Source organism: Faecalicatena orotica, assembly GCF_905197545.1.
GTDB lineage: Bacteria > Bacillota > Clostridia > Lachnospirales > Lachnospiraceae > Faecalicatena_A > Faecalicatena_A orotica.
Window position 1 is genome coordinate 324,189 of the sequence record NZ_CAJJZH010000004.1, and the last position, 21,844, is coordinate 346,032.

17 protein-coding genes are annotated in these 21,844 nt (G+C 45.4%); 13 read left to right on the top strand and 4 right to left on the bottom strand.

From position 1 onward, the window contains the following. The first annotated feature begins 2 nt into the window (after positions 1 to 2). From ABIN22_RS10970 to ABIN22_RS10985, 4 genes are all read left to right on the top strand, one after another. On the top strand, positions 3 to 2,012 hold the full coding sequence (locus ABIN22_RS10970; RefSeq protein ID WP_346908595.1) for an FtsX-like permease family protein: 2,010 nt from the start codon (positions 3 to 5) through the stop codon (positions 2,010 to 2,012). Positions 2,013 to 2,039: 27 nt separating this feature from the next. After that, complete coding sequence (locus tag ABIN22_RS10975) at positions 2,040 to 3,599, top strand: sensor histidine kinase (RefSeq protein ID WP_346908597.1); 1,560 nt, start codon at positions 2,040 to 2,042, stop codon at positions 3,597 to 3,599. Then, on the top strand, positions 3,571 to 4,191 hold the full coding sequence (locus ABIN22_RS10980) for a response regulator transcription factor (RefSeq protein ID WP_346908599.1): 621 nt from the start codon (positions 3,571 to 3,573) through the stop codon (positions 4,189 to 4,191). Before ABIN22_RS10975 ends, ABIN22_RS10980 begins: the two co-directional genes overlap by 29 nt. Before the next feature lie 164 nt (positions 4,192 to 4,355). Then, the gene (locus ABIN22_RS10985) at positions 4,356 to 5,753 is read left to right on the top strand and encodes an MATE family efflux transporter (RefSeq protein WP_242996064.1); all 1,398 of its coding nucleotides are present in this window, start codon (positions 4,356 to 4,358) and stop codon (positions 5,751 to 5,753) included. A 70-nt stretch (positions 5,754 to 5,823) separates the two neighbouring features. On the opposite strand, the gene ABIN22_RS10990 is transcribed toward ABIN22_RS10985, so the two are convergent. From ABIN22_RS10990 to ABIN22_RS11000, 3 genes are read right to left on the bottom strand one after another with little or no spacing between them, the layout of a single operon-like run. Further along, entirely contained in the window at positions 5,824 to 6,780 is a 957-nt protein-coding gene (locus tag ABIN22_RS10990; RefSeq protein ID WP_346908601.1) for an EFR1 family ferrodoxin, read from the bottom strand. A gap of 42 nt (positions 6,781 to 6,822) precedes the next feature. After that, positions 6,823 to 8,094, bottom strand: a complete 1,272-nt coding sequence (locus ABIN22_RS10995) for an L-lactate MFS transporter (protein WP_346908603.1) — start codon at positions 8,092 to 8,094, stop codon at positions 6,823 to 6,825. Continuing rightward, complete coding sequence (locus ABIN22_RS11000) at positions 8,091 to 9,668, bottom strand: xylulokinase (RefSeq protein ID WP_346908605.1); 1,578 nt, start codon at positions 9,666 to 9,668, stop codon at positions 8,091 to 8,093. Before ABIN22_RS11000 ends, ABIN22_RS10995 begins: the two co-directional genes overlap by 4 nt. A gap of 172 nt (positions 9,669 to 9,840) precedes the next feature. Between ABIN22_RS11000 and ABIN22_RS11005 the strand changes: the two genes are divergently transcribed. Next, the gene (locus ABIN22_RS11005; protein WP_346908607.1) at positions 9,841 to 10,893 is read left to right on the top strand and encodes a zinc-binding dehydrogenase; all 1,053 of its coding nucleotides are present in this window, start codon (positions 9,841 to 9,843) and stop codon (positions 10,891 to 10,893) included. Between the two features lie 826 nt (positions 10,894 to 11,719). On the opposite strand, the gene ABIN22_RS11010 is transcribed toward ABIN22_RS11005, so the two are convergent. Next, positions 11,720 to 13,675 (bottom strand): BglG family transcription antiterminator, encoded by a 1,956-nt coding sequence (locus ABIN22_RS11010; RefSeq protein ID WP_118618325.1) that lies wholly within the window; start codon positions 13,673 to 13,675, stop codon positions 11,720 to 11,722. A gap of 178 nt (positions 13,676 to 13,853) precedes the next feature. Between ABIN22_RS11010 and ABIN22_RS11015 the strand changes: the two genes are divergently transcribed. From ABIN22_RS11015 to ABIN22_RS11050, 8 genes are read left to right on the top strand one after another with little or no spacing between them, the layout of a single operon-like run. Beyond that, the gene (locus ABIN22_RS11015) at positions 13,854 to 14,999 is read left to right on the top strand and encodes an iron-containing alcohol dehydrogenase family protein (RefSeq protein ID WP_346908609.1); all 1,146 of its coding nucleotides are present in this window, start codon (positions 13,854 to 13,856) and stop codon (positions 14,997 to 14,999) included. A gap of 22 nt (positions 15,000 to 15,021) precedes the next feature. Continuing rightward, the gene (locus tag ABIN22_RS11020) at positions 15,022 to 16,206 is read left to right on the top strand and encodes an MFS transporter (RefSeq protein WP_346908611.1); all 1,185 of its coding nucleotides are present in this window, start codon (positions 15,022 to 15,024) and stop codon (positions 16,204 to 16,206) included. Then, positions 16,203 to 17,258 (top strand): NAD(P)-dependent oxidoreductase, encoded by a 1,056-nt coding sequence (locus tag ABIN22_RS11025; RefSeq protein WP_346908613.1) that lies wholly within the window; start codon positions 16,203 to 16,205, stop codon positions 17,256 to 17,258. Before ABIN22_RS11020 ends, ABIN22_RS11025 begins: the two co-directional genes overlap by 4 nt. An 11-nt stretch (positions 17,259 to 17,269) precedes the next feature. Beyond that, positions 17,270 to 19,240 carry an oxidoreductase gene (locus tag ABIN22_RS11030; RefSeq protein WP_118618333.1) on the top strand — a complete coding sequence of 657 codons (1,971 nt, stop codon included), beginning with the start codon at positions 17,270 to 17,272 and terminating at the stop codon, positions 19,238 to 19,240. Positions 19,241 to 19,271: 31 nt separating this feature from the next. Continuing rightward, the gene (locus tag ABIN22_RS11035; protein WP_109731664.1) at positions 19,272 to 19,913 is read left to right on the top strand and encodes a class II aldolase/adducin family protein; all 642 of its coding nucleotides are present in this window, start codon (positions 19,272 to 19,274) and stop codon (positions 19,911 to 19,913) included. A gap of 17 nt (positions 19,914 to 19,930) precedes the next feature. Beyond that, a complete protein-coding gene (locus tag ABIN22_RS11040) occupies positions 19,931 to 20,932 on the top strand; it encodes a phosphate acyltransferase (RefSeq protein WP_346908616.1) in 1,002 nt (333 codons plus the stop codon). Between the two features lie 37 nt (positions 20,933 to 20,969). Beyond that, complete coding sequence (locus tag ABIN22_RS11045) at positions 20,970 to 21,602, top strand: 4'-phosphopantetheinyl transferase family protein (RefSeq protein ID WP_346908618.1); 633 nt, start codon at positions 20,970 to 20,972, stop codon at positions 21,600 to 21,602. Beyond that, positions 21,599 to 21,838 carry an acyl carrier protein gene (locus ABIN22_RS11050; protein WP_346908620.1) on the top strand — a complete coding sequence of 80 codons (240 nt, stop codon included), beginning with the start codon at positions 21,599 to 21,601 and terminating at the stop codon, positions 21,836 to 21,838. Before ABIN22_RS11045 ends, ABIN22_RS11050 begins: the two co-directional genes overlap by 4 nt. Positions 21,839 to 21,844: the final 6 nt, after the last annotated feature.

The following is a 21,844-nucleotide window of genomic DNA, read 5'->3' on the forward strand; positions in this document are numbered from 1 at the left end:
CAATGAATACTTTATCTGTGGCAGTCAAAAATTTAAGGAAAAATGCTTCATTTTATGCCCTCTACCTGCTATCAGCGGCCCTTGTAGTTACTGTTTTCTTTGCTTTTGCATCGTTTTCCGTGAACGATGTAATGCTTGATAAAATATCTTCGGATGGCCGGGTAGAGTCGATGTGCAGTACCATCTCGCTTTTTTTAATGGCATTTGTGGTATTTTATATGTCCTATACGAACCGTTTTTTTCTGAAACGCCGTACAAAGGAACTTGGTATTTATTTACTGCTGGGGTATCGGAAAACGACGATATTGTCCCTGCTTACTGCTGAGAATATAATAATCGGCTGCTTTGCTTTTGCTGTTGGGCTCGGTTCAGGAGCAATAGCCCATAAAGGGATTGTATGGGGCATTACGCGTCTTCTGAAACTTTCAGCAGATACTTCACAGATACCACTTTTTAATATCCATGCCATCATAAAAACTGCAGGATTTTTCCTGCTGGTTATGTTTGCCCTGTGTCTCTCAAACGGAAGATTTCTTTTTAAAAGCTCTCTTATGGAGATGATACGTTTTGAAAAGAAGGCAGAGAAGGGCATGAAATTTCATCGCATTCCTGCTGTGCTCGGGCTTGTAATGACCTTATCGGGTTACATTCTGGCGCTGGATATTCTGAGAGGTTCACAATCCCTCTGGATTTCCGCCGGATTTTATTCTGTCGGCATGCTGACGGCAATGCTTATTGTGATCGGCACAATATTCTTTATCTCATCATTCCTTCCTTATGTGATGAAGAAAAGTAAGAATAATAAACGGTCGTTTTACACTGAAACGAAAATCATAACGACACCAAACTTTATCTACCGGATCCGTTCCAATGCAAGAACTCTGGTTATGCTTACACTGCTTTCTGCGGCAGCCCTATCAGTATCTAGCATTATGGCCTTGACAATCTATTATCCAATTGCCGCTGTGTCCCGTGTTGCCCCGTCGGAAATCGAGTTCAGAGTGGAAGATGAAACGCAGATAGATGCGGCCAGACAGATCGTCCATAATTATGGAATTGATGATAATGAGGTTACTTTTTCGCAGACAAATATTTATAAAGTCACATCGTCTGCACCAGACCTTCCCGTGGAGTATAGTGTCGGTACTGCAATGGGGGATGCCAAAAACAAAGAAATACTGAGGGAAGCCGGTTTTGAATGCATCTCTTATTCAGACTTTATTTCACTTTTACAGGCGCAGGGCAGGGCAGATATTCCTGGCGGGATAAATAGCATGGAATGTATTTTAGTCAAATATCAGCCTGATGGAGACGGAAATTCCGAGGCGGGCAGTATCTACCCCCTGAATATAGATGGCGGTGAAGTACCGCTGACTGTAAGGGAGGTTACATTAAACAATCCGGTTTCTTTTGCAAACAGTATCGGAACCTTGATTGTGAGCGATGAGATTTACGGGCGCCTGAAGCTGACAGACTCACCGGCCACAAGGATCTTAAGCATCAATGGGAAAGCTGTTGAAGATAACGATGCACTGTATGCCGATATCAGCGATATGCTTGGGAACAGCCCTTATCTGCAGGGATACTCGCACAGGGTAAATGAATTGTTTTCGCTGAACAGTTCGACGTTCCTGCTGATTGGTTTTCTCGTCGTTTTGTTTTTCATAGCTGCCGGAAGTATTTTGTATTTTAACAATATATCTGCCGTTTCCGACACAAAATCTGATTATGAAATCTTGATGAAAATGGGATATTCCATCCGGAGCATTCAGAAAATCATCAGGAAACAAGTGATGACATTTTTTGGCATACCGTTCATACTCGGCCTTGTAGATTGTATTTTTGCAGCCATCGTGTATAAGGCCGGGCTGATGCAGAACCTGCTTGGAAATGCATTCATCCAGTATGTTCCGGCTGTTATCGCCATAGCTGTGACAGCACTCATTTATGTGATCTATTACCTCCTTACCGTACACACTTGCTGTACAATGGTATGCAAAAAGATGCTATAATAGTAGATATCTAAAAGGAGGGTGGTAATGAAAAATACAATAGGGAGGCTGTTGTTCTGGTTGAATTACATTTTGGTTGTCCTTTACATGGCCCACCAGGTCAGCAGGGGACAGACAATAATTGAAAGTAGTGTGGCGATTCTTATTTCGTCACTCATGCTCATAGATAGTACGTATATCAGCGCGTGCAACATCAGAGATAATAAAGTCATTACGCTTTTCTGCGGGCTTCTGGCTTTAGACAGCTGGTATATACTTCTGTCTTTTTCGGAAAGTGCGGCAGAGGGCTTCATCTTTATCGCACTAAGCCCGTTGATATGGTATGTGTCAATCCGTTTTGTGCTGATGTTTTTATTTCAGGGAAGCGGATATAAATTCCAGAAAGCGGTGCATGTGGTGCTCCTGGCAGCCTGTACCGGCTCACTTGCCGGCATCTGCATTTCGGATAGGGTATATGCATGTTTCTATGGGATACAGTTTTTATTAAGCTGCCTGTGCTTTTTATTTATCGTTATCTATCACTGGAAAAGAGCTGCCTTTGTATTGAAAAATGAGTGGAAGAGCCTCTCATTTTCAGCAGCAGTGATTACGTTCCTTTTCCTGTTGTATTATTTTGCCACTCTGGATGTACATGGCCATATCTCTAATTTCGGGATATACCTGCCTGGGCTTCTGTTCTTAATGAGCATTCATGGAATTGTTCTGAAAGAGAACAGCGGCAGTCCACTTTCTACGATTTTCAGTAAAAAGCAGTTGGCGCTAATGATAATCTTATTTCTTCTTATTCCGGGGCTGGCCGTTATGCTTACAGGCGGCAGTTATGAAGAATGGTGCATTGCCGTAAATATCCTGTTTTCTTTTACTTATATCTGTAATATCGTTTTAGGCTATAACTTAAGGAAGGGGGAAAGCAGGTTAATCAAGGAAAGCCAATATGGGGAAGCTCTGCGGCAGCTTAAGCAGGAAGAGCTGCTGAAAGCGGAATTTGCCAATTTTTTGCACGATGATGTACTGCAGGACCTTCTTTCTGTGAAAAATATGATGACAAAAGTGCATCGTCCGGATGTGCAGGATATGATAATTGAAACACTGGATGGCCTGAATAATCATATCCGCAGCCAGATGCAGGATTACCATCCCGTTATCCTGAAAAACCTGACTGCAAAGGAAAATTATCAAAATCTAATAGAGGCTGTTTCGCAGTCGTTCCCCGGGCGGAACATGCAGATCTCTTTTGACTGTCCTGAAAACCTATTCTTAGTTGAGCCATACAACGTTTTTATATACCGGATGCTCAAAGAACTTCTGACAAATGCCTTCAGGCATTCTGACGGGAGCCAGGTATGGGTAATGCTTACACTGGAAAACGGGACTATAGAGTTATCTGTCAGCGATGACGGGAATGCCGGGGCAAACGCCCTGATTACAGCAGATAAAGCAAAGCACAAGGGGATCGCTTCCGTGAAAGAGCAGGTAAATAACATGGACGGATTGATGACGATATCGGATAACACGCCACATGGCATCAGGGTACAAATCTCAATACCAATGAAAGGAGATGTTTCTTATCAATATTTTATTAGTTGATGACCATACACTTTTTGCAGGAAGTCTTTCGATTGCCCTGGATGAATATGATGAAATCGACCATTTCTATTCAACGCAGTACATTCAGAGTCTGCAAAAGATGATCAGTGATAAAAGCATAGATATTGTTTTGATGGACATTAACCTCGGTAATTTAAGTGATGCCGATGGATTAGAAATAGCGGCAGGTTTGTTAAAAGAGAATTCTGCAGTAAAAATCGTGGTTCTCACGGGCTATGATCTTCCCGTTTACAGGCATGAGGCGAAAAAAGCGGGTATAAGTGGTTTCCTGAATAAAAACATCAGTCCCGATGATTTGATTTCATCGCTGATTCGTGTTTTTCGTGGTGGTACTTGTTTCCCCTCAGAGAATGGGGACATTATTATTGAGGATTTAACGAGTATGGAAAAGAAAATCTTACGGCTGATCAGCAGCGGAAAAACGCGGAAGTGTGTTGCCGGGGAATTATATATGAGTGAGAGGACTCTTTCAAATCACTTGCAGCATATCTTTGGAAAGTTAGAAGTTTCTTCTGTCGTGGAAGCTGTGACTAAAGCAATTCAGCTCGGGTATATATCACCGATATGGTGAAAAAAGATTAAGTTAAACAGAGAACAAAAATCATATCCTGATTTTCGTTCTCTGTTTTTTTGACGACAGGATATAACGAAAAATCGTATATAAGGAGGATAAGCATAGGAAAGTCTTTATTTGTTTTCCGGGATATAATGAGGGTTAAAAAGGGGGAATCCATCATGGGAAAATTATTCGGGCCGGTCGATATGACAAAAGGGACGCCCTGGAAGAAGATCGGGATATTTACGATTCCTATGCTGCTGGGAAATATTGCGCAGCAATTGTACAATACAGTGGATAGCGTCGTGGTAGGGAAATATATTGGGGATTCTGCACTGGCGGCCGTTGGTTCGGCAGGACCGGTCGTGAATCTTCTGATTGTATTATTTGTAGGAATCAGTGTCGGCGCAAGTATAGTGGTATCCCAGTATCTGGGAGCCAGAATACGCGACGGGCTTTCACATACAATCGGCAACTGTATTACGCTTACATTTATTGCATCTTTGTTAATCATGGTGGTAGCCACGCTTCTGGCCAGGCCGATGCTGCAACTTTTAAATACACCTGACAGCATCATTGACTGGTGCACATCCTATTTGAGAATTTTATTTCTGGGATCGGCAGGGCTGGCCTTTTTTAATATACTCAGCGGAGTTCTGCGTGGATTAGGTGATTCTGTTTCCGCATTAATTTATCTGCTAATTTCAAGCATGATTAATATTATTTTAGACCTGTTTTTTGTTTCTGTGCTGAAACTGGGAGTTGACGGGGTAGCCTATGCAACCATTATTGCACAGGGGATTTCCGGACTATTATGCTTTCTCAAATTAAAACGGATGGATACACTGTTTGATATTAAACCTCAGAATCTGAAATTAAAGAAGGAATTTGCCATTGATATTATCAGGCTGGGATTTCCTTCAGGAGTGTCACAGGCTATTCTGGCGACTTCAATGCTGCTGGTACAGTCATTGACAAACAGTTTCGGTGAATTATTTATTGCAGCGAATGTGATGGTAATGCGTGTGGACGGCTTCGCGATGCTGCCGAACCAATCCTTCGGAAACGGACTGACGACATATGCGGGGCAGAATGTGGGCGCCGGGGATCAGGCAAGGGTTGAGCAGGGGGCCAGACAGGGGACGCTGATGACAATCATAACAACTTCTGTGATCACGGTTTCCATCCTGATCTTCGGGAGGAACCTTATGGGGATATTTACAAACACAGAGGAACTGATTGCTACGAGTATGAAAATGATGATGATACTTGCCCCGGGCTATGTTGCAATGGGAATCGTACAGGGATTAACCGGTGTTATGAGAGGGGCAGGAGATACGGTCACACCAATGTGGATAGCCATAACAATGACATTGTTTATCCGCGTGCCGCTGTCATATTTACTCATATTTTTGACGAAAAGTGCACAATACCCACAGGGAAGAAAGGAATATATCTTTATTTCACTGACGCTATCCTTAATTATGGGGGCAGTCATGAGTGTTTACTTCTACAGAAGAGGGAAGTGGAGAGGGAAGAGTGTAGTTGACAGTGAGGTCAGGAACACAGAAAAATAGAAGAGAAGGAATATGAAGAGATTGCCCGGAAAAGCCGCATATAGCGATTTTTTCCGGGCAGTCTCTTCCTTTATTCCTCTGGTTTTGCCGGTACTTTAAAATGTGGTTTGTCCGGATGTGCCAGACAATAAGGTGTGTTAAATCCAACCTCTTCAATGGGAATTAGTCTTCTGAATTCGCCGTTACGTTCGGCTTCATCTAAAATGCTTTCGAATAATGTTTTCCGAACGCCAATCAGAGGCTTGATATGTTCTTCAATACTAGGTTCTAGGCGAATAGCACCAGTCGGACAAATCATGAAACACCATGCGCATTCATGGTTGTCGTTGCAGCAGCAGCCCTCGCTTCCAAACTTTTGGGGTTTACATGATAAATCAATGTAATCCATCGTACAATTATCCATACAACGCGTACATTTGGGATAAATACATTTTTCCGGATCACGCACAATTTTTCCCTGAGGGTTCCCATATTCTAATAGCATATTTACAATTGCAACAGCCTGATTTTTATTAACGTCATTTTCCGGCATTGGCGGGATGAGATCTGTCTCACCATTGTGAATACGCTGACTCCTTTCCACCATTTCACGGCCAAATGCTTTGGCTTCTGCCAGATCCTGTGCATCAGGATGCCCGGCAGTGTAATAAGGCTCAGGCATGCCCGGCATTACGACGTTTCCATACCACCGCCTGCTTCCGATAACTGTAAAACCGGCTTTCTTTAGGTTTGGGAGCACAACCGGGAAATAAAACCCCGGCATTGTGCCATGTGTACAAAATGAAAAAATATGTTTGCCCTTTTGGTCAGGGGCATTATTATAAAATCTGCGGATATTCGGCGGGTCAGCTTTCCAGACAGGGCTTCCGAGACCAATTAAATCATAATTTTCCAGCATTTCATAAGAAACTTTTTTAATGCTTTTTACATCAACCTGTGATGCTGCTTCTCTGGCGCCGTCACCGATGCTGTGTGCAATTTTGCGTGTATTCCCGCTTTGAGAGAAATAAATAATTAACACTTTCATGAGTTTCACTCCTATACTTGAACTTTCTCAGGTACACAGGGGCTAACGGGTCTTTCTCCGGTATAAGAGGGACAGTAATATTCCCAAAACCGCTAACCCAATGGCGATGACAAATGCTAAGCTGTAATTTCCAGACGCGCTATACACCTGATTCATAATCGTAGGCCCTAAATAACCTGCCAATGCAAATCCGATAAACATAATCCCATAATTTACGCTGTTATTTTTCTGGCCGAACTGATCCGCGGTGAATCCGGGGAATACGCCCATGAAGGAACCGAAACAAAGTCCGATTATAGATACCCCGATATAGAATTTTACCACATCGCCAATCCCGGACGTACAGATCAAAAGCAGTCCCGGTATGGATGAAACGAGCATAATCATGAGAACATTAATCCTTCCGATGATATCCGACAGATACCCGGCGGCAACTCTTCCCAGAGTGTTAAACAGTGCAAGAACGGAAACAGCAGTTGTGGCTGACATAACTGACATCCCGATCATCTGCTGGGCGATAGGGGAGGCCTGTGAGATGGTCATTAAGCCAAATACAGCCCCGCAGGTCAGCATTGTGATCATGATGTAAAACACCGGGTCCTGTAACATTTGACGCCAGTTTTTTTCTTCTTGTATTCTGGTATGTTCTTTTTTATCCTTTCCGCCGTTCTTCTTTTGAGCCATTTTTTCTTCATATCCAGCAGGTACAAAACCTTCCGGACACTTTTCAATAAAAAATGCCCCGATGCATATAACTAAAATAAATACAATACCTAACAACTTGAAAGTAGGGATGATTCCCATGCGGTGAATACATACATTTGCTATAGGAGGAATTACAACAGAACTGATCCCATATGAAGCCGTTGCAATTCCGCCGACCAGACCGCGCCGGTCAGGAAACAGTTTTACAGAATTATTGATGGTGCATCCGTATACAAGTCCCATCCCCAGACCACACCCTAATCCATAGCTTACCATAAGTGATGGGATGCTTTTTGCAAACCCGGACCCGATCATGCCGATTCCAAACAGCAGTCCTCCTAAAAAGACAACCCATTTTGGCCCGAATTTGTCATTAATCATACCGCCTGAAATGAGTGTGACCGGCCCTACCGAATTCGCAATCGTGAATACAATTGCGAGGTCGGAAGCTGTAATTGCCGATAAAGTAACGGAGCTTAAATAATCTGCCATTGGCGCGGCAAAGACACTCCATACATATAGGGAGCCGATACAAAGATTAATCATACAGCTGGCAACTAAGACAGCCCACCTTTTCTTTGTTAATTGTTTTGTTTTCTCATAATTCATCTTTTTTCTCCATCATGCTCCAGTTCCTGCATGGTTTTCCGAAGTTTTATAAAATCCTCATCCAGATGTTTGTACATATCCAGATAATAAGGATAGAGCCGGTCGTAAACCGCAGCCCATTCTTCATCAGGCTGAATGACTTCTTTCACCCGGATCAGCTTGTCAATGCTTGCAGTAAGGTCTGAAAAGACTCCGATAGAATGTCCCACAATCAATGCATCGCCGAAGGGAACGTCTCCGGACTTCTCATCCAGAATGTGCACAGGCATATGCAGCATAGAGGCTTTGATTCTGGACCATGTACGGCTTTTGGCTCCGCCCCCGGTAATGCGCAGGCAGTCTGCTTTTCCGCCGGCGGATTTGATCGTATCCATAACATGGCGCAGGGCAAAAGCGGTTCCCTCAAAAACACTGCGGAGCATTTCATCCTTTGTTGTGTCGAGAGACATGCCGATAAACATTCCTCGCGCATGGGAATTCCAGAGCGGCGCCCGCTCTCCGAGCAGATAGGGGAAGAAAAGAACACCACCGCTGCCGGGTGCGGCATTTAATGCAAGCTGGTTGATATGGTCATATACGTTCATCCCGTGTGCGGCTGCGTAGTCCTTTTCTGGCTGTCCGAAGGTATCCAGATACCATTTCAGCGCGGCTCCGCTTGTATTAATCGGTGCATCAAAGACGTAAGGCATTCCGTCTATGGAGCATGGCTTGGTTACGACAGGGATATCTGTCGCGCTGCGCCGGTCACTTCCTACAAACACAAGGGATGTCGTGCCAGAGGATTCCCCTGCTTCACCGAGTCTGCTCAAACCGGTTGCGTACATAGAAGCCATCGCATCACTGGCGCCGGCAGCCACCGGAATGCCGCTGACCAGCCCGGTTAACGCAGCTGCCTGTGGTGTAACAGTCCCGATAATTTCAGTTGTCAGGCTTGGTGCAGGAAGCAGTGCATCCAGATCACATCCGATTACTTTCTGGATTTCTTCGGACCACTTTAAATTCTGGAGATCCAGACATTGGCACCGCACGGCCTGATCGATATCCATCGTCATTTGACCTGTGAGTTTATAATTAATATAGGAACTTGCCTGCAGCACCCGGTATGTCTTAGAAAAAAGTTCCGGTTCATTCTTTTTGAACCACAGGATTTTATTAGGAAGAAAAGCAACATCCGGCTGTGCACCAATGATTGAAACAAGCCTGTTAAAGCCAATGGAATCTATGATATAGTGCAGTTCTGCAGCAGAACGGCTGTCCATCCATATCATGGCATTCCTTAAGGGACTGCCTTCTTTATCTACGGGAAGCATAGTGACGGTCTGGGAGCTTACAGAGATGCCACGGATCTTCCTCACGACTTCCGGTCCGGCTTTCCGTGTGATTTCCTGCAGGATTTCTACGGTATTGCTCCACCAGAGTGCTGCATCCTGTTCTACCATTTCCGGTCCGGGGAACAGCAGTTTGTTTTCCCTTGACGCCGAGGCGATTACTGTCCCGTCATCTGCTAAAATAATACCCTTTACGTTGGTTGTTCCCAAGTCAATGCCGATCAGGCAGTTTTCTGGATTACTCATATAGGGTGTACCTCCTCTAAAAATATAGTGTGCATCATACTATAAATAATGTTAACAGGTGAGTATCAACTTCTCAAAACACAAATTGCCGTAACAAAACGGCAATATAAAAATTGCTTCTGCGGGGATGCAATTTTATACTGTAAGCAGAAAATGACAGGAGGAAGATAATATGGAAATGAAAGCGGCAGTGATGTACGGACCGAATGATATAAGGGTGGAATCTGTGGAAAAACCGGCGTGTCCCAGGGACGGGCTTATATTGAAAATCATGGCGGTTGGCCTGTGCGGCTCCGATATCCGGAATCTGACAAGTGACTCAAGGAAAGGAAACTACCCGTTTATTTATGGACATGAAATAGTAGGTGTCGTGGATGAGGTCGGCGAAGAAGAGACGAAGTATCAGACGGGAGACCGTTTATTTTTATTTCCGGGAACCTATTGTATGGAATGCGAGGAATGCATCAGCGGTCATAGTGAAAACTGTTCCAACAAAGAGGTAGCTTCTCTTGCGGGAACCGGTGGTTTTGCACAATACGTGGCAGTAAAAGGGGAAAAAATCCGGAGGGGCGGAATCTATGAGATTCCTGAGGATGTTTCATTCGAGGCGGCGAGTCTTGGAGAACCACTGACCTCTGTCTTTGCGTGTCTTGAAAACGTAAAGGTGGAATATCCGGATGTGCTGGTTATTATCGGCGCAGGTCCGATCGGATGTTTCATGGCACAGCTGGCAAAGATCAGGGGCGCCCAGAAAGTCATAATGATCGATTTGAACGATACACGTCTGGAAATGGCAAAACAGTTTGGAGTCGATGTTACCGTCAACAGTTCCGTGGAAGATCCCATTGAGGCTGTCAAACGGCTGACAAACGGAAAAGGTGCAGATAAAGTCATCTCAGCCACGCCTGCCAATGCAACACAGACACAGAGCATCCACATGGTAAAAAAAGGCGGGCTTGTCGTATTCTTCGGCGGAGTCCCGAAAGGCTCCATGACAGAACTGGACTGCAATCTGATTCATTACAACAATATCTGGATAAAAGGACATTTCGGGGCCTCCTACAGCCAGTCTAAGAGAGCATACCAGCTTGCGATTTCACCGACGTTCCCGACGGAGAAATTCATCACACATATACTGCCTCTGGATAAAATCAACGAAGGGATCCAGCTGACAAAATCAGGTGAGGCAATCAAGGTAGTACTTCATCCCTGGGATATAAGTTAACGAGCTTTAGTTTTGTTGACGGATGGGGGGACGCAAAGCGAAAGGCGAGTATGCCGGACACCGGGGCCTTCCCTGCTGTTTCTAGATCCTGACCGTTTACTAAGAGCCCGTAATGGAAAAATCGGAGAAAATAGAGGTACCAGCCGCATTTGGGTCAAAATCTTGATGATTTTGCCCCGCAGGCGTCTTCAGAATTTGATGCGGACATCAAATTCTGCCCTCTATTTTCTCCGATTTTTCCCTAACGGGCTCTAAGTGCACTTTATGGATCTAGAAACAGCAGGGAAGGCCCCGGTGCCCGGCAGACTCGTCTTTCACTTTGCTGGTGCATCCAGCCGGTAGGAAAAGACTCGTTTCCCAAAGGGAATTTCAAGTCAGGTGCGGCGTATGTGTATAGGCTGCCCGGCTGTTAGCTGCTTCGGTTATAAATCATAGTGAGGACACATCCGTTTCACATGGTTAGAGTCCCTCCCGAGTCTTTCCTGCCGCCCGGATGAACCAGCCTGCGGTGGAATGGGACGAAGCCCTGACGGAAGCATGGGGCCTGTTTGGAATACATAGAGTGAGCTTAGCAGCAGTTAGAGGATACACACAAAATCAGACGGAGAAAAGTGAATTACCAAATTCACTTTTCAGACCGCCTGAGATGCCTAATCATCAGATTAGGTATTGAATGCGGGCGGTGCCGCCTGATTTTGCGTGTATTCTCTTACTGCTGCTTAGCGAACGTACAGTATTCCAAACAGGCCCCATGCTTCCGTCAGGGCTTCGTCCCATTCCACCACAGGTGTCCCCCATTCCGTCTTCAAAGCGAAGACTCGCTCCCTCACTCTTCGCAGTTTTTGGGGGTTGAGAAAAAGTTTAACAATTCCTCTTTGGTATGTACCCTGCGGAAATAGTCAGTATTGTCATGTTCAACATATATTTCCTGTAGCAGCTTCAGGAGTAATGGCTGGCTTGACGCGTCGAAGCAGGCCATGATTATAACCCGGATTTTGTTGGATTTCCACAGGATTCGGTGCTCTAAGGTTGCGACTGAAAGCTGTGTTTTTTCAGCCGGTTTAAGAGAATACAAAAATAATACCCCGGGCTGGAATCCGTATGTGTAAGTGGACTCTCTTCTTAAGATATCCTCCAGAAACTCAGAGGTTACCAGTCCGTCGCGGATAAAATCTTCACACAGGTATTCGATAACCGGAAATCTTTCGGTTACGCTTATGTTTTCATGCCAGTAGGCGTCAGGCAGGAGGCTGGACAGGGACTGGGGCTGGTTCTTAAAGAGGAACTTCATGCAGTTGTCGGATACTACCTTCTGAATACGGAAGTAATCCTCCGGCAGCATATCAGGGGAGATGCGCAAAACCTGTGTGCCCGGATGATCTGTTATCTTTTTCTGGACGGTTGTCAGAACGAGGTCTGTATTCTGAAAATTAAAGGCGCTTCGTGCATTCACGGGCAGCAGGGCAGTGATGTTGATGTAATTGCCGAAGGCACCCAGTGTTTTTCTTTTAATCGCCCAGATCGCCGGCAGATTCAAGTGACAGCAGATGACGGTCCGTATGCGGTTTTCCGGATGGCATGTCCAGTAACCTTCCAGAGCGCCGGAAATACAGAATGTCAGGTAAATCAGTTCTTTTTCATTCAGGTAATAACCCAGATATTCCAACGCCACCGGCTGCATCAGATAAGCGATTTCAGAGTCAACGAGAAGATTCTTCCGGATCAGATTGATATTCCCCTGTGCATTGAATATATGACCGGGTGATTTCAGGTAACGAAGATATTGTAAAAGTGTAATGTAGAAATCTTCATCATCAGAAAAATCAATATGGAAGGTCGCGCGGACTTTTTTTAAATAGCAGTCTGCCATTTCAAGAAAGAGCGGGTCAAAATAATCGGCCACCGTTTTAAAATTCAATTTTGATGCATCCAGTAAATGGCTGTCGCACAGATGCCGGTAAATGGCCTGTTTCTCCTGAGGGGGAAAGCTGCAGGAAAATACCTCTTCCATAGAATCGAATATATCCGTACACAGGCTGAATACGTTGTCATTGATATCCGTATATGCAGGCTCCTCGGGCAGAATATGTCCGGACAGCATACGGTAATACATAATTGCAAGTGAAAGATTAAGTGATACCAGATTTGCATCTTCAATCTGGAAATGGCAGTTATATAAATGTCTGGCAGTAATCTGCATAATCAGATTCATGATATCTTCGTCCAGAAAATGATAATTGTAATAGGCATTTCCCGTGGTGTTGTAATTCCAGTCATCGTGGAACAACTGGTTCAATATTGCACGGCGTTTTGACTCACAATGCTCGAATTCCCATGTGTTGTCAATGTGTTTTAATTTTATATGGGGATCGGAAAGAACATAGAGTCTCTTCAGTGTCGCGATATCATTGTCCAGTGTGGTTTTGCTTACATACATTTCATCTTCCAAATCATATTGGTTCAATGGGACCTCTGACAGGCACAGCTGGAAAGTCAGATAGCGGATACGGTCCTCTCTGGTTGACAACATGTCGTCTGTTTTAAACTGCTCCTGAAAGGACTTCATATCTGGGCATTCTAAAAAGTACCCCTTGCTACGTTCTGCAGATATTCTGGCGCCACAGGCAGTGAGGGCCTGATTGATTTCAACAATATCGTTGCGTATAGTGCGGGGGGAAACACCGAGCTGCTTGGCTAATGTCTGTCCGGTAATATGTGAGGTCTGATTCTGTATCAGGTTCAAAAGCTTGCGCTGCCTTAAAGACAATGTAATAGATTCCATATAAAACTCCTTTTCATGGACTTGCAGTGTGTCTGCCCATAGGTTTGAACAGAGATTACAGATTTATAATAACAGAAAATATTTCCTCTTTAAAGAGGAAAAAGTGGATTTGAGACACAGCGGGAAAATAGTTACCATTGTACTTAGAAAAAATGATACCAGAAAAAGGAGACAGACTATGGCATTTGAATTTTTTGTAAAAAGCGATATCACATTTGGCAGAAACTCTGTAAAAGAACTATCGAAAGTAATAAAGGGCTATAAAGCAAAGAAAGTGATGCTTGTTTATGATGCCGGGGTAAAATTTGCAGGTATTGCAGATACCGTGCTTGAGAACCTGAAAACAGCGGATGTGGATATTGTGATTTTTGATAAGGTGATTCCAAACCCTACGAATGAAATCGTGGAAGAAGCGGCTGAGATTGCGAAGCGTGAAAATGTAGATGCATTCGTTGCAGTCGGCGGGGGAAGCAGCATTGACCTTGCAAAGGCGATTGATGTTTTGATGACAAATCCAGGACCGATCGGCAGATACGGCGGAATCGGCATGGTGGAAAATGAACTGCTTCCATTAATCGCAATTCCGACTACGGCAGGGACATCCAGTGAGATTACCAACGTAAGCGCCCTGATTGATACGGAAAAAGTGCTAAAGTATGTAGTCATCGACAATAAGCTTGTTCCATCCAAAGTCATCATTGACCCGGAGTTCACAAAGACGATGCCTGCATCGGTGACCGCCTCGACAGGAATGGATGCGATTACACATGCAGTTGAGAGTTATATTTCAAATATGGCGACCCCGTTAACGGAATTTCATTCCTTACAGGGACTGAAAATCATCTACAGTAATCTGCCGGCGGCCGTGAAAGATGGCTCGAACATGGAGGCAAGGGAACAGATGATGCTTGGATGCGTCATCACCGGGTTTGGTTTTTCCAATGCAAACCTGGGGCTGGTACACGGGATTGCCCATACGTTAAGTGCACATTTCCAACTTGCCCACGGGATGGCAAATGCAACGGTTCTGCCGTATGTTATGGCTTTTAACGCGGAAAGCTGTCCGGAGAAAATGGTTGAACTGGCTAAAGCGATTGATCTTCCTGTAACAGGGAATATCGATACCGATAAATATCTTCTCTCAGATGAGCTCTTAAAGCTTACGAAAGAATTAGGCATCAAAACATTGTCAGAGCAGGGGATCAGGGAAGAGGATTTCGAGATGCTGGCTGAAGATGTTCTTCACGAGCCGGTCCTTGGCTTTAATCCGAGACAAAACATTACAAAAGAAGATATCCTTGGCATCTTGAAGAAAGCATATTAAGGAAGACATACAATAGAAGGGAATGCAGACATTGAATAAATCACAGAAAATGAAAATCATCCTTGCTGTTGTGGCAATTTCGTTCATACAGGGGCTGCAGTATTGTGTTTCACCGGTATTGGGGCAGATACAGGAGCATTATTCCGATATCAATGTGTCGCTGGTACAGATGCTGATTACGGCGCCGGCACTGCTCTCTATGATTGTAGCGCTGGTTTCCGGGGGATTAGTGGTAAAAATCAGTAAGAAAAAGCTGCTTCTTTTTGCCGCTCTGGTCGCAGGCATCACCGGGTTTCTGCCGTATCTGGCGGACAGCTTCTGGCTGCTATTCGTATCGCGTACATTGTACGGAGTTGCACTGGGACTGGCCTGTACCTTGAACACAGCCGTTGTGGCAGAGTTTTTTGAAGGGAATGAGCGGGTTTCTGTCATGGGAATACAGGCGGCCAGTATCGGCATGGGGATGGTAATCATCACGACAGCGGGCGGAAAACTGGGAAGCTTCGGATTTACCTACTCATACATAACTAATGTCATAGGCTTTCTTTCCTTCATCGTGCTTGCAGTTATGCTCCCCGATACGGGGACGGCTAAGGTAACAAAGACGGAGAGAATCCGGTTAAATAAGCGGGTATTCCAGATTGCATTTCTCGGATTTTTAGAATTTATGTTTTTGATTACATTTACGACGAATATCGCGATGCACATAAGCGGGGCACTGGCAGGGGACAGTTCGGTATCCGGTATCCTGACGGGAATTTTCTCGGGGGCACAGATCGTCATGGGGTTGATTCTTGGCCGGGTTGTCCGGGTGACGAAGCAGGCGACTCTTTCGGCAGCAATGATAAGCTTTCTGATCGGGGCAGTCCTTTTAATACTCTTTCCGTCCAATCTGCCGGTCCTCATGGCTGCGTCTGTCTTTTGCGGATTCTCGCAGGGGATGTTTATCCCGCAGGCGATGGTGGAGGTGGCGAATGCCGTTCAGCCGGTTGCGACAGCTATGGCATCTGCGTGCTTCACCTGTGCAATGAGCTTTGGACAATTGGTATCGCCAAGTATTTTAAATACAATATCAAAACTGGTTTTTGGAAATATAAGTACTTCAAATGTGTTTAAAATTGCGGCAGCAGGCATGGCTGTTTCGGCTTTGATTGGATGCCTGATCACATGCCGCAGTGAAAATAAAAGAAGAGGAGAAAAAATATGAAAAAAACATTAGCATTATGCACATCCATCCCCGAAAAACAGATGGAAATCATCAAAGAGCAGTGTGAAATCACGATTTGCGGTGAATTAAAGCATGGCAAAGGAAACGTAACAGAAGATATGACAAAAGAGGAATGCATGGGGCATGAAATCGTAGTACTCGGTGATGAATACGCAGGTGCAGACACAATTACAGCCTGGGCGGAATCCGGGATGAAGTTTATGGGGGTTGCAAAAGGAACGCCTGCAACGGTTGACCATGATGCAATTCAGGCGGCAGGTCTGGAGTTGTCTTACACACCGGGAAGAAACCGTGTGGCAGTCGCGGAGTTTAACATGGGACTCATGATAGCGGCGGCAAGGAACCTGACACTGAGCTGTACCGGTCTGTCGAAGGGTGAGCATACCGGTCCTGCGAAGGATAATATTTACGATGTGCCGGATGTAAAGAATGTTACGTTTGGCCCGCTGGATGAGAATCATCCGTTTACGGATTACGGGATTGGTTTTGAATTATACGGGAAAAAACTGGGAATCGCAGGATATGGCGCGATCGGGCGTGAAGTGGCAGTAAGGGCCCTTGCATTCGGCATGGAAGTTCTGGCCTATGACCCGTATATGCCGGCCGACAGGGTGGAAGCCGACGGGGCGAAGGCTGTGGATCTTGACACGATGCTTTCTGAAAGTGACATGGTCAGCATCCATCTGCCGGTTCTGCCTTCCACAAAGGCAATGGTAAACAAAGAATGGTTTTCCAAAATGAAGCCTTCTGCATATTTAATCAATACGGCAAGGGCAGCAGTCATTGACCAGAAGGATTTGGTTGAGGCACTTCAGAATAAAGAGATTGGCGGAGCCGCGATAGATGTGTACTGGGAAGAACCGGTACCGGCAAACCATCCACTGCTTTCTATGAGAAACGTTGTGTGTACACCGCATATGGCCGGACTTACAACGGATGTTGACAACTGGTCAGGAACCATGATGGGTGACGAGGTCATTGCGTACTTAAAGGGAGAACCGAGAAAGTATATCTGGAAAGTAAGAAAATAGAGGAGGCAGATATGGCAGGAAAGTGTGCTAGAGGAAAAGAAAAATATCCACATCTGTTTGAGCCGGTCAGAATCGGAAACATACGGATGAAAAACAGGATCATCGCGGCGCCGACAAGCCCGAGCATGATTACAACGGAAGGGCATTTCACACCGGAAATGACAGCATATCTGGAAGAAAAGGCGAAAGGCGGGGTAGGTGTGGTTACCTATGGAGAAGCGATTGTACATTCTGCAACGGGAAAATCACATAATAAGCAGCTTCAGCTGGATTCTTTCGGGGTAAAACAGGGGATGGCGCAGGTTGCAAGGGCGATTCACAATGGCGGGGCCTATGCTAATATCCAGCTTTCCCACGGTGGTATGTATGGTGGTCTTGCAAGCGTCGGAGGAGATCAGGACCGCCCGGCCGTTGCCTATGGACCAAGCCGGATGACAATGCCTGCGGGCGAAGTAGAGGAAATGCCGAGAGAGATGATTTTTGAAATCGTAGAATCCTATAAAACAAGTGCAAAGCTTTGCAAGGACTGCGGGTTTGATATGGTACAGGTCCATGCGGCGCATGGGTGGTTATTCTCTCAGTTTTTATCCCCGGCCTTTAACAAGAGGACGGATGAATTCGGTGGTTCTCTGGAGAACCGTGCGAGATTCCTTCTTATGGCCCTTGATGCAGTAAGAGAAGGCGTGGGACCTCATTTCCCGATTGAAATCCGTATTTCGGGAGATGATTTGAGTACGAATGGCCTTGGAATGGAAGACTGCATAAAAGTTGCCAAAATGGTAGAGGACAAGGTTGATTTGTATAATGTATCCTGCGGAAACCATGAAGACCCTGCACTGTTTTGCAGGACACACCCGTCGGCATTCTATCCCCGCGGCGTCAATGTATATCTCGCGGCAGAGATAAAGAAACAGGTGAATAAACCGGTTGCCTGTGTAGGTTCTTTAAATAATCCGGCCCAGATGGAGCAGATTATAGCAGACGGGCAGGCAGATATCGTGGAGATCGGGCGTGCACTTCTCGCAGATCCTTACCTTGCTAAAAAAGCACTGGAAGATAAAGCTGATGATATTACCCCATGTCTGCGCTGCTATGAATGTTTTGGTGAGACATCTAAGAGCGAGACTTTGAAATGTACTGTGAATCCGACAATGGGGCAGCAGCTGCCTGCTAAATATGGAAAGGCAGCACCAAAGAAACAGAAAAAGGTTCTGATAGCAGGAGGCGGGCCCGCAGGCATGCAGGCGGCTGTCACGCTGGCAGAGCGCGGCCACGAAGTGACACTTGTGGATAAGGCTGGAAAATTAGGCGGCAATCTGCATCCGGCAGGGGCACCTTATTTTAAAGAAGACATTCTGAAATTTGCCCATGTACTTGAGGCGCGCGTAGCAAAAGCCGGTGTGACGGTTGTATTAAATACGGAAGTGACACCTGAATATGTAAAAGCATTTGCTCCGGATGCATTGTTTGTGGCGATTGGATCGAACGAACTGCGCCCGCCGATTAAAGGCATTGACCTTCCTCATGTGATCATGGCGGTTGACGCGGAATTACACCCGGAAAAACTGGGCAGGAGAGTGGCAATCATGGGCGGCGGACTGGTAGGCAGTGAGGCGGCAGTATCATTCAGCCATGAAGGGAAACAGTGCTCGATTATCGAAATGAAGCCTGCAGTGGCAGAGGAAGTCAATTCCTTTTACCGCGGGGGATTGATGACAGAGGTAGAAAAGTCTGCCGACATTTATGTGAATACCAAAGTAAAAGAAATCATTCCGGCAGGGGTTCTGTGTGAACGTGACGGGGAAGAATTTGTGGTAGAAGCAGACTCTGTCGTATGTGCACTGGGATTCCGATCTCCGTATGACAAAGTAGATGCACTCTGCGAATGTGCAGATGAATATTACATTGTAGGAGACTGCAGCAATGTGGGACAGATTTATCAGGCAACGAACCAGGCATATTACGCAGCACTGCGGGTGTGATAAAAAGGAAGAAAAGAAAGGAAAAAAAGAGATGAAATATGAAAGAATTAGAAAAATTGTATTAGACGCTATTTTAGATGCAGTAAACCAGGGGCTGATCAAAGGAACATCAGGGAACATTGCGCTTCGTGATGACGATGAGGATGTTGTTGCAATTACCCCGAGCGGTATTGCTTACAGCACAATGAAAGCAGAAGACATTGCAATTGTAGACTTAAACGGCAAATGGCTGGACGGACCATACAAGCCATCTTCAGAAGTGCCGATGCATACTGCTGTTCTGCGTGCAAGACCGGATGTGAAAGCAACCGTACATACTCATGCAATGTTCGCAACAATCATGGCAATGGGAGACGGTGAAATTAAGGCAACAACACCGCCGCAGTGTGAATTCGTGCCGGTTCGGGTAGTGCCTTTCACAATGCCGGGAAGCAACGATCTGGCAGAAAAAGTCGCAGAAGCTTTAGGGGAAGATGGCAGAGCCTGCTTAATCAAGAACCACGGAATGTTCTGCTGTGGAAAAGATATGAAGGCGGCGATGGCAGCTACAGTATATACAGAGGAAATGGCAATCACAGAGTATTATGCAAGACTTCTTGGTAATTATGAACCAATGCCGCAGGAGGCTGTCGACGCTATGCAGGCGCTGATCAAAGCCGACCAGGCCGTGTAAGAACCGGAGGAATTTTTATGGGAGTATTGGACCAGATTTATGAAAAAGCAAAAGTAAATCCTCAGAGAGTAGCTTTTCCGGAGGCGGCAAATGAAAAGATGATGCAGGCTGCCTATGAGACTGGAAAAGAAGGCTTTATCAGGCCAATCCTTGTAGGTGATGCGGCTGAATTAAACGCGCTGTGTAAAGAAAGAGGATATGAGACAGAAGTATTTACGATTGTTGATATTCAGGAAGAAACATACAGACAGAAATTAATTGCTGATTATGTTGCACTTCCGGGAACGCTTCTTAAGGAGAGGGCTGTTGGAAGGCGTATGGAGAATCCGCTGTATTTTGCGATGGTGATGCAGGCTGTGGGGGAAGCGGATGTGACATTTGCCGGAATTGATAATACAACCGGTGACGTGCTGATTGCAGGGCAGACGATCATCGGCTTACAGCCGGGAATCAGCACCGTATCAAGTATCGGACTCTGTGATATTCCCGGATTTGAAGGCAGCGAAGGGACTCTTCTTGCGGTGGGCGACAGTGCGGTGTGCACGAATCCGAGTGCCGGGCAGCTTGCGGATATAGCAGTTTCTGCCTGTGATACAGTAAAGAGCCTGCTTGACTGGGAGCCGAGATGCGCGATGATTAGTTACTCTACGCTTGGCAGCGGCCAGAGCGAGCTGGTTGATAAGGTTGTGGAAGCACTTCATATCGCACAGGAAAAACGTCCTGACTTAAAAATAGACGGGGAATTCCAGCTTGACGCCGCCATCAAACCAGAGGTTGCAGCGAAGAAGGTTTTAAGAGAAAGCGAAGTTGCAGGGAAAGCCAACGTATTGATCTGGCCGGACCTGAATGTAGGCAACACGGCCGTGAAATTAATTCAGACATTCGGCCATGCGGATGCGTACGGACCGATGCTGCAGGGATTTAACAAGGTGGTTTGCGACTGCTCAAGAGGGGCGCCGGTTTCAGAAATCAAAGGAAACATTGTGATCAGTGCAGTGCGTGCTGCGGGAAACAAATAACATATTTTGAGGTTAGTGAAACTGAAGGGGCGGGGTTATGATGGCGGAGAGTGTGAAAATAATCATCGCAGATGCACGGCTTGCTGAAGGAAAGGAAGAATATTTACTTTCACAGGCTGCACCCTGTTATGTGAAGAAGCACAAAGCATCAAAGATTAAAAAGGATGCCCTTCAGGAGCTTGTCACAGGATATCTGCTGAAACACTACCTTGGCATCAGTAAAGATGAACAGCTTACTTACAACATGTATGATAAACCTTCCCTTGCATCGGCAGAGACATGTTTTAACATCTCACACAGTGGGGATTATGTTGTGCTTGCAATCGCGGATTGCGAGGTCGGTGTTGATATTGAAAAAGTCATGCCATTCCATGAAGCAACTGTTAAGAAGGTATTCCATACAAAACAAAAAGAAGAATTATATAAAACAGAGGGTCTGGCAAGGAATGAGAGGTTTACTCAAATGTGGACCCAGTGTGAGGCCAGGCTCAAACTGAAAGGGGTCGGATTCGCTGAAGGGTGGGACAAGGCGAAAGAATCAGAAAAGTGCTGTAGTTTGTATACAACCAGAATTGATGATTATTTCATATCCTGTGCCACAGAAAATCCGGCTGACATTGAGATAGTAACTTTAAATAACGAAGATGAAAAATGGAGGAAAGAATTATGACAAGAGAAGAAGTAGTAGCAAAGATGATCGAGTATGCGGCAATGGCATTTCAGGCAAATGCGGCAAATATCAATGAAAACACAAACATTGCAGAAGAACTGGGCGTTGCATCTACACAGAGGGTAGCCATGAGCGCTTCTATTGAGAATGACTTTGATGTTATGATCCCGGTTGCAAGATTCGGAAATTATAAGACAATCGGAGAGTTGGCAGACTTTGTAATGGAAGAAATGTAAGAGGTG